Source organism: Saccharothrix mutabilis subsp. mutabilis (assembly GCF_039521145.1).
Taxonomy (GTDB): domain Bacteria; phylum Actinomycetota; class Actinomycetes; order Mycobacteriales; family Pseudonocardiaceae; genus Actinosynnema; species Actinosynnema mutabilis.
This window is the reverse complement of record NZ_BAAABU010000002.1, coordinates 239,606-251,908: the sequence shown is the minus strand read 5'-3', so window position 1 is coordinate 251,908 and position 12,303 is coordinate 239,606. Positions and strand designations below refer to the sequence as shown.

At 72.5% G+C, this 12,303-nt stretch carries 9 protein-coding genes; 5 read left to right on the top strand and 4 right to left on the bottom strand.

What is annotated here, in order from left to right; translation table 11 throughout:
- Position 1: 1 nt before the first annotated feature.
- Entirely contained in the window at positions 2 to 1,471 is a 1,470-nt protein-coding gene (locus ABD126_RS04950; protein WP_343932420.1) for a hypothetical protein, read from the bottom strand.
- Positions 1,472 to 1,482: 11 nt separating this feature from the next.
- Positions 1,483 to 2,400, bottom strand: a complete 918-nt coding sequence (locus ABD126_RS04945) for an ECF-type sigma factor family protein (RefSeq protein WP_343932419.1) — start codon at positions 2,398 to 2,400, stop codon at positions 1,483 to 1,485.
- A gap of 160 nt (positions 2,401 to 2,560) precedes the next feature.
- On the opposite strand from ABD126_RS04945, the gene ABD126_RS04940 reads away from it, so the two are divergent.
- The 3 genes from ABD126_RS04940 (at position 2,561) to ABD126_RS04930 (ending at position 4,194) form a co-directional block, all read left to right on the top strand.
- A complete protein-coding gene (locus ABD126_RS04940) occupies positions 2,561 to 2,752 on the top strand; it encodes a hypothetical protein (protein ID WP_343932418.1) in 192 nt (63 codons plus the stop codon).
- Between the two features lie 94 nt (positions 2,753 to 2,846).
- Positions 2,847 to 3,803, top strand: coding sequence for a pirin family protein (locus tag ABD126_RS04935; RefSeq protein WP_343932417.1), 957 nt, complete (start codon positions 2,847 to 2,849; stop codon positions 3,801 to 3,803).
- A 1-nt stretch (position 3,804) separates the two neighbouring features.
- Positions 3,805 to 4,194, top strand: a complete 390-nt coding sequence (locus ABD126_RS04930) for a tetratricopeptide repeat protein (protein ID WP_343932416.1) — start codon at positions 3,805 to 3,807, stop codon at positions 4,192 to 4,194.
- Here the strand turns inward: ABD126_RS04930 and ABD126_RS04925 are convergent.
- Positions 4,157 to 4,483 (bottom strand): MGMT family protein, encoded by a 327-nt coding sequence (locus ABD126_RS04925; RefSeq protein ID WP_121222825.1) that lies wholly within the window; start codon positions 4,481 to 4,483, stop codon positions 4,157 to 4,159. The two genes, ABD126_RS04930 and ABD126_RS04925, sit on opposite strands and share 38 nt — an antisense overlap.
- Before the next feature lie 174 nt (positions 4,484 to 4,657).
- Here ABD126_RS04925 and ABD126_RS04920 point away from each other — a divergent pair, with 174 nt between their 5' ends.
- Both ABD126_RS04920 and ABD126_RS04915 read left to right on the top strand, forming a co-directional pair.
- Complete coding sequence (locus tag ABD126_RS04920) at positions 4,658 to 7,819, top strand: ATP-dependent helicase (protein WP_343932415.1); 3,162 nt, start codon at positions 4,658 to 4,660, stop codon at positions 7,817 to 7,819.
- A 456-nt stretch (positions 7,820 to 8,275) separates the two neighbouring features.
- Positions 8,276 to 11,710, top strand: a complete 3,435-nt coding sequence (locus ABD126_RS04915; RefSeq protein WP_343932414.1) for an ATP-dependent helicase — start codon at positions 8,276 to 8,278, stop codon at positions 11,708 to 11,710.
- Here ABD126_RS04915 and ABD126_RS04910 read toward each other — a convergent pair.
- On the bottom strand, positions 11,707 to 12,243 hold the full coding sequence (locus tag ABD126_RS04910; protein ID WP_343932413.1) for a hypothetical protein: 537 nt from the start codon (positions 12,241 to 12,243) through the stop codon (positions 11,707 to 11,709). The genes ABD126_RS04915 and ABD126_RS04910 overlap by 4 nt on opposite strands.
- Between the last annotated feature and the right edge of the window lie 60 nt (positions 12,244 to 12,303).

Below are 12,303 nucleotides of genomic sequence, written 5' to 3'. Positions count from 1 at the left end.
TTCATCTTTCCCCCATGGCTTTCTCTGGCGCGTTGCGCGATGCCTCGGTCGGGTGTTGTGCGCAGGAGCAGGGTGCGGGTGATTGCTGCGTTAGGAGAACGCTGAACCAGGTGCGGATCCTCTGTGCGCAACGGTCGTCAGGCGAGTGCTCGTCGCTGAAGATGAACCTGAACACGCGCTGGTCGTGGCTGAACGCAGGTGATTTCAAGATCCGTGACACCAGCTTGATGCGATCTCGATCCGGTCGTCGCGAAAGCCACTCGGCGAAGGCGTGACCACCCATTCCGGTAAGCCGGAAACACATGGGTGAAGGTGAGTTGACCGCCGGTCTTCCGGCCTTGCTGATGAGTCGCCGGCGATACAGCATCCGCACGCGTTCTTTCAGTTCGGCCTCCGTGAACTCCGATAGGCCAAGGTGTGCGCGGATCGTGTATTGCAGTGCCTGCGTGTTCTTCGGTCCTTCGTACAAGGATGCGAGTATGAGGGCGCTGGCCAGGTCGACTCCGCCTGGTTCGGCCCCGGCGTCGTCTCCGCGGACGGGTGTCCCGGGGGCGGCGGTGGCGACGTCGATCGCATGGCGGATGAACCGCGCGATTTCCCTGGCCAATTCATCGAGGCGGTTCTGTCTGATCGTTCGAGCCCGGTCGAACTCGTCTCGCATCTCTACAGGTGCTTCGAGGCGCATGAGCAGGAATTGGGCTCTGCACGGCTCCGGTGGATCGGTCCGGCCGGATTCGGCAGTGAACTCCTCGACCAGCGGCCCGGAAGGCGAAGACGCCATGGTCGAACCCTCAACGATCAAGTCGTCCAGCTCCGGGTTGGATCCGGGATGTGAACCGGAGTCCGTCGGCACCCCCTCGCGGTACAGGAGTGCCTCCACCAGTTCGTCAGCGAGCCGGCTCGATTCAATGGCGCCGTTGGTCAGTCTCGCCAGTTCCGGTGGGGCTGTCGTCTTGAGCGCGGCTTCGAGCACAAGGCGTGCGATGTCACGACGGACGTAGCGGAAGACGTCCGCTTCGGCCAAGCGGAGCAACATCCCCCAGGAAGTCACCGCGCCGAGTGACCACACCGACTTTCCCCGAGGACGCTCCGACTGGTGCATGACCGCCGCATCGGCCGCCGCGGTCGTCGAGACGCCCGGTGGGTGGGAGTCCACTACGGGTGTGTCCGACTCGGCGGGGCTGTCGGGGTTCACTTCGGCACCGGGGAAGCCGGTGGCAACGGTGCGAACGAGTGTGAGCAGCGCCTTGTCCGCGTCTCCGCGCCTGCCGGGTTTGTGGTCGGCATCGGCGTTCTCGACGATGTCCAGCAGTTCCCCGACCTTGGACGTCGGTGTCAGCTCCCGGACAGCGCGCGCGTTGGCCGCGCCGAGGCTGGACTTCGCCAGCAGTTCTTCGAACTGCTCCGCGAACTCCGCCTCGCCGTCCGTGCCTTCCTGTGGGGCGGCGTAATGGGTGTCGTTGATGTTCATAGTCGTACCCCCTACCCCTCGTCCTCGGTGTTGTCGGTCTTCGTCGGTGGCCGCAGTTTTGACCGCTGATAAGCCAAGCGACGTTCCAAGCCCTTGCGCGTCAGCCCGACGGCGGTGGCGGCTTCGGCCTGGGTCATCCCATCGGCCTGGAGCAGCAGTGCCTCGCGCACCTGAGAGCTCTTGATCTTGGCGAGCGTCCTCGTCGCCTCGTCCCTGGCCGCCACCACCTCGGCCGGATCCCGCCCCTCCACACCTCGGGCGGGGATCGCGTGCACGAGGTCCTCGTACACCCCGTGCTCGGTCTCGCGGTGGGGAGCGGACTCGACGAACGCCCGTTCCAACTGTTGGATCTTCCAACGCTCGTTGCAGACCTTGATGAAGCCGCAGATGCACGCCCCGACGAAGTAGGTCGTCAAGGCCGCGCCACGCCGGTGGTCCCACTTGCCGGCTTTGATGCCGTAGTCGAGGAAGAACTTGCTGCCCACGACCATGGCGTCGTCGATCGCCTCGTCGCGTTCTTCGGCTGTCCACCGCGCTGTCGCGTCCTTGGCGTCCTTCGCGATCGGGTGTCTGAACCGGAACGCCTTGGAGAAGATCGTGCCCTTCGTCAACATCGAACGGAGAACAGGATGGGCGTACGCCATCAAGTCGCCCATCAGGCGGCGAGTCGCCATCTCGAACTGGCGGCCCGTGAAGCCCGTGGATCGCAACATCTCCACCATGCGTCGGTCCGCTTCGAGGCGCTGCCTCCGCTCGGCGTCGGACGTGCCGGCCGCCGACGAGCCCAGGAGATCGCGTTCGGCCTCCGCCACCACCTCGGTGGTGATCGCCTCGGCGACGACCTCTTCGATCTCGCCGTCCGACAACATCAGCCCGGTGTCGACCTGCTCGCCGACCTCTGGCAGGTCAGGCGAACCGGTTTCAGTCATGCGCTCTCCCGTGGGCGAGGGCTGCGAAGGTTCCCGGGTGGTCACGCCCTAGTCATAGGCATGTCCCCGCCGGTCTCCCCCAACAATCTTCGTCACAGGGGGTGACGAGCCGTCCTCAGGTCTAGGACTACCGCGAAACCACACCCGAGGAGCAAACGCCATGTGCGACAACGACCGGGAGAAGCCGCACTTCAGCGTGCGTACCGCGCTGGTGCTACTGCTCTCGCTACTGACGGCGCTCGCTGCCGGCTGGCTGTTCCACGCCGGCATGCATTCGCTGCCGATGGCCTTCTTGACCGGCGGCGGGGCCTTCGCCGGGGCCTGGTTCTTCTGGGACCGCCTCATCGGCTGACCGCAGCCGGTCGAGGGAATAGTTGAGCCTTCAACCAGGTTGTGCGGGTCGAGCGACCCCCGCATCCTGGAGGTCCCCGTCGAAGGAGGCAGCGATGCCCGCCGTCACCGCGGACACCCTGACCCTGCCCAGGCTGCCGGAACTGCCCGAGGCGGCCACCGGCTGGCGGCCGGTGCGCAAGGTGGTGCAGGCGCGGGAGTTCCTCGAAGGGGAGGGCTTCCAGGTCCGGCGGCCGTTCCCCGGCGTGGACCTCGCGCTGGCCGACCCGTTCCTGCTGCTCGACCACATGGGTGCGGTCGAGTACGGGCCCGGTGAGGCCAAGGGCGCGCCGTGGCACCCGCACCGCGGGTTCGAGACGGTCACCTACATGATCGACGGGGCGTTCGAGCACCAGGACTCCGCCGGTGGCGGCGGGTTGATCACCGACGGGGCCACGCAGTGGATGACCGCCGGCAGCGGCGTCCTGCACAGCGAACTGCCGCCGCAGGACATGGTGGCCAAGGGCGGCCTGTTCCACGGCGTGCAGCTGTGGGTGAACCTGCCCAAGGCGGCCAAGTGGACCCCGCCGCGCTACCAGGACATCAAGGCGCGTGACGCCGTGCTGCTCTCCAGCGACGACGGTGGCGCGCTGGTGCGGGTGATCGCCGGGGACGTGGCGGGCTACCGCGGACCGGGCATGACCTACACGCCGATCACCTACCTGCACGCGACCCTGAGCGCGGGCGCCCGGCTGGCGCTGCCGTGGCCGGAGGAGTTCAACGCCCTGGTCTACGTGCTGTCCGGGCGGGGGACCGTCGGGGCGGAGCGGCGTCCGCTGGAAGAGGGGCGGCTGGCCGTGTTCGGCGGCGGGTCGGCGCTGACCATGCGGGCCGACACGACCTGGGACGTGCTGGTCCTGGGCGGTCTGCCGCTGAACGAGCCGGTGGCCCGGTACGGGCCGTTCGTGATGAACACCCGGCGGGAGATCCTCGACGCGATCGAGGACTTCCAGGCCGGGCGACTGGGCCGGACCCACGTGCCGCACGTGAGCCCGGCGGACGAGGAGGTCTGACATGTCCGACGTCCGCGAGCTGCTGGCCAAGGGCCGCGAGTTCCGGGCAGCCGGCGACCCGAGCGGCGCCGCGCGGTTCCTGGCCGAGGCCGCCGAGCACGCCCCGACCGACCGCACCGTGCTGACCGAGCTGGCGCTGGCGCACTTCCAGTCCGCCGCGCTGGGGCGGGCCGAGGCCGTGCTGCGCACGCTGGTCGACCTCGACCCGTCCGACGGTTACGCGCGCCTGCTGCTGGGTCGCACGCTGACCCGGCGGAGCCGGCCCGCGGAGGCGCTGCCGGAACTGCGGCTGGCCGCCGCGCTGACCCGCGACCCCGACGTCGCCGCCGAGGTCGAGCGGGTCGCCGCGCGGGTCACCACAGGCCCGGCGGCTCCTCCTCCTTCTCCTTGACGGCCTCTTCCCAGCGGTACGTGCGCAGGTTGACCTTCCCGTTGTCGGCCACCACGCCCTCCTCGCGGAGCAGTTGCAACTGCTCGTCGGCGATGTGCGGCGCGCACGTGCCGTTGGCCCGCAGCACCCGGTGCCACGGCAGGTCGTGCCCGTCCTGGTTCAGGACCTGGCCGACCAGCCGTGGCGACGGGGCGCGGGACAGGTCGGCGACGTCGCCGTAGGTGGCCACGCGTCCGCGGGGGATCGACCGCACCACCTCGCGGACCAACTCGTGCAGCTCTTCATCCACCCGGCCAAGGATTCCACTCGGCCCGTGCGGCCGGCCACGACCCTCGTGAAGTGTCGGCGCGGCCTGGCGCGACCGTGACCAAGGCCATCGCCGTGACACCGCGGTGAGCGCGATCGTCAACCGCAACCGCTGGGTGGTGCCGGGATTGTCGGTGGGGCGTGGTTCCATCGGCACATGGCAGTGAACCGGGCTCCGTTGCTGGTGCGCCGGGTGCGGGAAGACCGCCCCGAGCGCCACTGGGACGCGCCCGCGCGCGCCGTGTTCGACCACGCCGGCGGGCCGCTGCGGGTGCTCGGCGGCCCCGGCACGGGCAAGACCGAGCTGCTCGCCGAGGTGGTGGCCGACCGGGTGCGGCGCGGCGGGGTGCACCCGGAGCGGATCCTGGTGCTCACGCCGAACCGGCGGGCGGCGGTGTCCCTGCGCGCCCACATCACGCGCCTGCTCACCAGCCGCGCCGAGGGCGAGGTGCTGCCGACCACGCAGGAACCGCTGGTCCGGACGGTCCACTCCTACGCGTACGCGGTGCTGCGCGCGCAGGCCGTGCGGGCGGGGGAGCCGACACCGCGCCTGCTGTCCGGTCCGGAGCAGGACGCGGTGGTGCGCGAGCTGCTGGCCGGCGACGTGAGCATGGGCGCGCGGAAGTGGCCGGAGCGGCTGCGGCCGGCGCTGGCGCTGCCCGGGTTCGCCCACGAGCTGCGCGACCTGCTGCTGCGCGCCACCGAGCGGGGGTTGGCCCCGGAGGACCTGGTCGAACTGGGGCGGGCGCAGGGGCGGGACGAGTGGGTGGCCGCCGGGCTGTTCGCGGCGCAGTACGAGCAGGTCGGGCTGCTGGCCGGGGCGGGGCAGGGGCTGGCGGCGTCCTACGACGCGGCGGAGCTGGTCGGCAGCGCGCTGCTGGCGTTCGACACCGAACCGGACGTGCTGCCGGCCGAGCAGCGGCGGGTCCGGCACCTGCTGGTGGACGACGCGCAGCACCTCGACCCGCTGCAGTTCGAGTTCGTGTCGCGGCTGGGGGCGGCGGCGGAGGAGTTCGTGCTGACCGGTGACCCGGACCAGGCCGTGTTCTCCTTCCGCGGGGCGGACCCGGTGCTGCTGGCCGATTCCGACTGGCCGACCGTCGTGCTGCGGCGGAGCCACCGGATGGCGCCGGAGATCCGGGACGCGGTGCGGCGGCTGTCCGCGCGGCTGCCCGGCGCGTCGCCGACCCGGGACGTGCTGCCGGCCGAGGGGTCGGGGCACGTGCAGGTGCGGCTGTTCGCGTCCGGCGCGCAGGAGGCGAGCTGGGTGGCCGACCAGCTGCGGCGGGCGCACCTGATCGACGGGGTGCCGTGGTCGGGGATGGCGGTGGTGGCACGGTCCACCAGCCGGTCGCTGCCGGTGCTGCAACGGGCGTTGCTGGCGGCGGGCGTGCCGGTGGCGGTGCCGACCGACGAGTTGCCGTTGGCGCAACAACCGGCCGTCGCGCCGTTCCTGGCCCTGCTCCGGTGCGCCGCGGTCCCCGGCACGTTGGACGAGGACACCGCGGCCATGCTCCTGGCGTCCCCCCTGGGCGGCGCGGACCCGTTGGCCCTGCGTCGCTTGCGCCGCGGCCTGCGCCGCTTGGAGATGGCCGCGGGCGGCGACCGCCCCAGCGGCGAGCTGCTGGTGGAGGTCATCGAATCCGGCGACCGTCTGGCCGCTCTGGAAGACGCCGAGGCCATGCCCGCACGGCGCGTCGCCGGGCTGTTGCGCAAGGCGCGCAAGGGCATCGCCGACGGCAACAGCGTCGAGCAGGTGCTGTGGGACCTGTGGCAGACCACCGGCTTGGAGAACCGCTGGGTAGCGCAATCCGGCCGTCACGGCACGTCCGGCATGCAGGCCGACCGCGACCTGGACGCGATCGTCGGCCTGTTCGAGGCGGCGGCCAAGTACGTGGACCGCCTGCCGGGTGCGGGTGCCGAGGGTTTCGCGGACTACCTGGCGTCCCAGGAGATCGTCGGCGACACGCTCGCCGCATCGGCCCCGGTGGGCGAGGCGGTGACGGTCCTGACCGCGCACGCGTCGGCGGGCCGCGAGTGGACCGTCGTCGCCGTCCCGGGCGTGCAGGAGGGCAGCTGGCCCGACCTCCGCCTGCGCGGCTCGCTGCTGGGCGTGGAACGGATGGTGGACACCCTGACCGGCGTGGGCGAGGAGGTCTCCGCCATCGCGCCGCTCCTGGCCGAGGAGCGCCGCCTGCTCCTGGTGGCCGTGAGCCGCGCCAGGCGAACCCTGCTGGTCAGCGCCGTGCGGGGTGAGGACGAGCAGCCGTCGCGGTTCCTGGACGAGCTGGAGGAGCTGTCCACCGACCAGCCCGAGCGGCCCACCTACACCCCCGAACGCGGTCTCGTGCTGGCCGAGCTGGTGGGCGAACTGCGCCGGGTGGTGTGCTCCGACGACGAGCCCGAGGACCGCAGAACCCGTGCCGCGGCCCAACTGGCCCGCCTGGCGGCGGCCGGCGTCCCGGGCGCACACCCGGACTCCTGGTACGGCTTGGCGGAGGTGACCACCGCCGATCCACTGTGGACGGAGGAGCACACGGTGAGCGTGTCCCCGTCCACGGTGGAGGTCCTGTCCAAGTGCCCCCTCCGCTGGGTGGTGGAACGCCACGGCGGCCAGGACCCGGCGGAACTGGCGTCCGTGACGGGCACCCTGGTCCACGCCCTGGCCCAGGCGGCGGCGACCGGTGCCAACGAGAAGGAGCTGCGCGCCAAGCTCGCGGAAGCGTGGTCGGCGGTGGACGCCGGAGCCCCGTGGTTCTCCCGCCGAGAACGCCTGCGCGTGGAGAAGATGCTGGACACCTTCCTGTCCTGGCTGGCCTCCAGCCGCGACCAGCTGACCCAGGTGGCGGTGGAACACGAGATCAACGTGGAGGTCCCGAAGCAGGACGGCGGCCCGTGGCTGCGCGTGAAGGGCCGAGTAGACCGCCTGGAAACCGACCGCGAGGGCCGTCCCGTGGTGATCGACCTGAAGACCAGCAAGTCCCCGGTGACGAAGGAGGAGGCCCGCCAACACCCGCAGCTGGCCGTCTACCAATTGGCGTCCTCACTGGGCGGCTTCACCCACCTGGGCCTGGGCACGGACCCGGGCGGCGCCCGCCTGCTCTACGTGGCCAAGGAGAACAAGAAGACGGGTGCCACCGAACTGGAACAGGCCCCACTGGACGAGCAGGGCGTCCGAGTGTGGTTGGAAGCGGTGCAGGCAGCAGCAGGCTCCAGCGTGGGACCCACCTACACAGCCACCGAAAACCCGGACTGCGACCGCTGCCCAGCCCGAACAACCTGCCCAATCCACCCCTCAGGCCGCCAAGTAAGCCAATAACCCCGCCACGCCCCCACCCACCCGCGCACCCGGCCCACCCGCGCCCACTCCGACCCTGCCCCCCCGCACTCACCGCCCCCGCCGCCAATCTCCGCGGCCCGCCCGCGCCCGCCCGCGCCCGCCCGCGCCCGGCCCGCCCGGCCCGCCTGCGCCCGGCCCGCCCCGCGCTCCCGCCCGGACCCGCTCGCCTCGCGACTCCCGCCCGTCCCGAGTCGCGCCCCCGCCCATCCGGCCCCGCCCGAGTCGCGCCCCCCGCCCAGCCGGCCCCCCACGCCTCGCGCCTCCGACCCACGTCCCAGCCCGGCCTCAACCCGGAAATGTCGGTACCCCGTGAGATGATCGACTCGGGGGCCGGAGGCCACGGACACGCGTAACCGACATCACCCCACCCACCCCTCCACCCCCACTACTGCGGGTCGCCGAAGATTCGTCCGACCGGAGTCGGAGAATGCAGGGGTGGCGGCACCAGGTGAGCAGCGGGCGGACGGGCGGGTACAGCTCGCCAGCCCGTTCGAGGTCGCCGAAGCGCTCGGCCTGCCCAAGCCCACCCCCGAGCAGGCCGCCGTCATCGCCGCCCCCACCGCCCCCGCCCTGGTCGTCGCGGGCGCGGGCGCCGGCAAGACCGAGACCATGGCCGCCCGCGTCGTCTACCTCGTCGCCAACGGCTTCGTCACCCCCGACCGCGTCCTCGGCCTCACCTTCACCCGCAAGGCCGCCCGCCAGCTCTCCGACCGCGTCCGCGCCCGCCTCCGCCGACTCGGCGGCTCCCCCCTCCTCGACCGCCTCGACCCCGGCGGCGAGCGCCGGGCCGCCGTCCTCACCGCCGAACCGGTCATCCTCACCTACCACGCCTACGCCGGCCGCCTGGTCGGCGAGCACGGCCTGCGCCTGCCCGTCGAACCCGGCGTCCGCCTCCTGACCGAGACCGCCTCCTGGCAGCTCGCCCACCGCGTCGTCTCCACCTGGGCCGAGGACATCGACACCGACAAGGTCCCGCCCACCGTCACCGGCTACCTGCTCGCCCTCGCCGGCGAACTCGGCGAACACCTCGTCGAGCCGCAAGCCCTCCGCGCGCACGCCGAGAAGTTCACCGCGATCATCGAGAACGCCCCCAAGACCGCCCGCCAGCGCGACGGCCTGCCCGAGAAGCTCAAGGACGTCGTCAACGCCCAACGCCTGCGCGTCAACCTCCTCCCGCTCCTGGACGCCTACCAGGCCCGCAAGCGCCGGGAAGCCGCGATGGACTTCGCCGACCAGATGTCCCTCGCCGCCCGCCTCGCCGACCAGTACCCGGAGGTCGCGCAGGGCGAGCGCGAGCGCTACGGCGCGGTCCTCCTGGACGAGTACCAGGACACCGGTCACGCCCAGCGCGTCCTGCTGCGCGCCCTGTTCGGCCGGGGCGAACCCATGGCCGTCACCTCCGTCGGCGACCCGGCCCAGGCGATCTACGGGTGGCGCGGCGCGTCGGCGGCCAACCTGCCCCGGTTCGTCCAGGACTTCCCGCCCGCCCGCGAGTACGGCCTGCTCACCAGCTTCCGCAACCCGCCGGAAGTCCTCGCCCTGGCCAACGCCGTCTCCGCGCCCCTGCGCGCCTCCGGCCTCGACGTGGACGAGCTGCGCGCCCGCCCCGGCGCGGGACCCGGTGACGTCCGCATCGCCCTGTTCGACACCGTCCGCGCCGAGCTGGACTGGATGGCCGACACGGTCGCCGCCCAGTGGGAGGCGCACCTGGACGAGAGCGACGAGCCGCCCACCGCCGCCGTCCTGGTCCGCCGCCGCGCCGACATGGCCCCGATCGCCGCCGCCCTGCGCGAGCGCGGCCTGCCGGTCGAGGTCGTCGGACTCGGCGGGCTGCTGGACGAACCCGAGGTCCGCGACCTGGTCAGCGCCCTGCGCGTGCTGGTCGACCCGCTCGCCGGCACGGCCGCCGCCCGCCTGCTCACCGGGTCGCGCTGGCGGGTCGCCGCCAAGGATCTCGCCGCGCTCTGGTCCCGCGCCCGCGACCTCGCCGGGTCACCCAGCCGCCAGTCCGTCGTGGACGACCCGCTCGCCGTCCTCGCCGACGCCCTGCCCGGTGAGCACGCCGAACAGGCCGGCCTCGCCGACGCGCTGGACGACCCCGGCGACCCCACCACCTACTCCGCCGAGGGCTACCGCCGCATCCGCCGGCTGGGCGCGGAGCTGTCGGCGCTGCGCCGCCGCCTGGACCAGCCGCTGCCCGAACTCGTCGCCGACGTCGAACGCACCCTCCTGCTCGACATCGAGGCGATGGCCCGGCCCGGCGGCGTCGGCCGCGCCCACCTCGACGCGTTCGCCGACGTCGTCGCGGACTTCGCGGCGGCCAGCCCGTCCGCGACGCTGCCCGCCCTGCTGGACTACCTCTACACCGCCGAGCACGCCGAGGACGGCCTGGAACCCGGCGAGGTCGAGGTCGCCGCCAACCGCGTGCAGGTGCTGACCATGCACTCCGCGAAGGGCCTGGAGTGGCACATCGTCGCCCTGCCGCACGTGGTCAAGGACGTCTTCCCCGGCCGCAAGAAGTCGTCGTGCTGGCTCAAGGCCGTCGCGGAGCTGCCCGCCGAGCTGCGCGGCGACGCCCAGGACCTGCCGACGCTGCGCATCCCGCCGGGCGCGAACCGCAAGGAGGTCGAGGAGGCGCTCGACCGGCACGCCGACGACTTCGAGACCCGCCGCCTGGTCGAGGAGCGCCGCCTGCTCTACGTGGCGCTGACCCGCGCCGAGCACAGCCTGCTGGTGTCCGGCCACTGGTGGGCCGAGACCGGTGACAAGCCGAAGGGGCCGTCGGCGTTCCTGGTCGAGCTGCGCGAGGCCGTGCTGGCCGCCGACCACCCGCCCGCCGACATCGCCCACTGGTCCCCGCCGCCCGCCGACGACGAGCCGAACCCGCTCGCGTCCGAGGTCAAGAGCTCCCGCTGGCCCGCCGACCCCCTGGGCAAGCGCCGCGAAGCCGTGGCCGAGGGCGCGCGGATGGTCTTGGACGCCCTCGAACGGCACCTCGCCGAGCAGACCCCCGAGCAGACCGAACTGCCGCTGGTCCTGGCGCCGGAAGAACCCCTGCCGCCCGAACCGGATGACTACGACCTCCCGCCTGAACCGGACGACTACGACGAACCACCCGAGCCGGAAGACCTCGCAGAACCCGAGCCGCCCGAACCCGCACTGCCCGAACCAGAAGTGCCCGAACCCGAGGACCCCGACCCCGAGGGCTGGGCGCGCGACGTCGACGTGCTGCTCGCCGAACGGGCCGCCGCCGCGGACCGGCGCGAACGGGTCGTGCTGCCCGACCACCTGTCGGTCAGCCAGCTGGTCGAACTGGCCGCCGACCCCGACCTGCTCGCCCGCCGCCTGCGCCGCCCGCTGCCGTTCCCGCCCAACCCGATGGCCCGCCGCGGCACGGCCTTCCACACCTGGCTGGAACAGCGGTTCGGCGCGAGCCGCCTGCTCGACCTGGACGAGTTGCCCGGCGCGGCCGACGAGGGCGCCGCGCCCGACACCGAGCTCAAGCGCCTCCAGGAGGCGTTCCTGGCCAGCGCGTGGGCCGAGCGCACCCCGTACGACGTCGAGGTGCCGTTCGAGACCGAGATCGACGGGCTGTCCGTGCGCGGCCGGATGGACGCCGTGTTCGCCGACCCCGACGGCGGCTGGACCGTCGTGGACTGGAAGACCGGCGCGGTGCCCGACGAGGAGCGCCTGCCCGCGCTGTCCGTGCAGCTCGCCGCCTACCGGCTGGCGTGGGCGGCGTTGAAGAAGACGCCGGTGGAGAAGGTGCGGGCCGCGTTCCACTACGTGCGGCACGACCACACCCTGCGCCCGGCGGACCTGCTCGACGCGGACGGCCTGCGCGACCTGATCCGCGAGGTGCCCGGCTAGCTGTTGACGCGGGCGTGCGCGGGCACTTCCTTGAGCACCCGGTCGTAGAGGACCTCCAGCAGCCACCGCCCGAACAGCGACGGCCCGAACTCGGTCGACCGGTCCTCCGGCGGCACCAGCAGCTCCGCCGCGCCCGCCTCGTCCACCGCGACGACGCCGATGCCGTAGTAGTCCAGCTCGATCAGCGGCCACGACTGCGACCCCTGCGGCGCGGGCAGCACCACCGAGCACGGCGCGAGGGTCATCAGCGTCCCGCACGACTGGAGCGCGCGGTCCACCGTCGACTCACCCACCAGGACGCCGACCAGTTCCACCGCGGGCACCGGCAGCCGGTCGTGCGCGGCCGGCTCGAACCAGGACCGGAACCACGACGGGTCCGCCTGGGGCGGCCAGCCGTTCGCGGTGCGCCACTCGTGCACGTCGGCACGGACCCGCACGACCGCCGACACCTGGTGTCCCAGCACGGCGACGTCGGGTACGACGATGCCGCGCCAACCGAGTGCCGACGCGGCAGGGTGGAGGAGCGGTTGCACTCGGGCATCCTAGGGCTGGTTGCGGTTTCAATGACAGTCCTCGGGCGCTCAGGGTGTCGA

Bases quoted from the DNA above. Each gene is read 5' to 3' on its own strand.
- ABD126_RS04950 (WP_343932420.1), bottom strand. From the start codon at position 1,471: ATGAACATCAACGACACCCATTACGCCGCCCCACAGGAAGGCACGGAC.
- ABD126_RS04935 (WP_343932417.1), top strand. From the start codon at position 2,847: ATGCCCGCCGTCACCGCGGACACCCTGACCCTGCCCAGGCTGCCGGAA.
- ABD126_RS04930 (WP_343932416.1), top strand. From the start codon at position 3,805: ATGTCCGACGTCCGCGAGCTGCTGGCCAAGGGCCGCGAGTTCCGGGCA.
- ABD126_RS04945 (WP_343932419.1), bottom strand. From the start codon at position 2,400: ATGACTGAAACCGGTTCGCCTGACCTGCCAGAGGTCGGCGAGCAGGTC.
- ABD126_RS04920 (WP_343932415.1), top strand. From the start codon at position 4,658: ATGGCAGTGAACCGGGCTCCGTTGCTGGTGCGCCGGGTGCGGGAAGAC.
- ABD126_RS04940 (WP_343932418.1), top strand. From the start codon at position 2,561: ATGTGCGACAACGACCGGGAGAAGCCGCACTTCAGCGTGCGTACCGCG.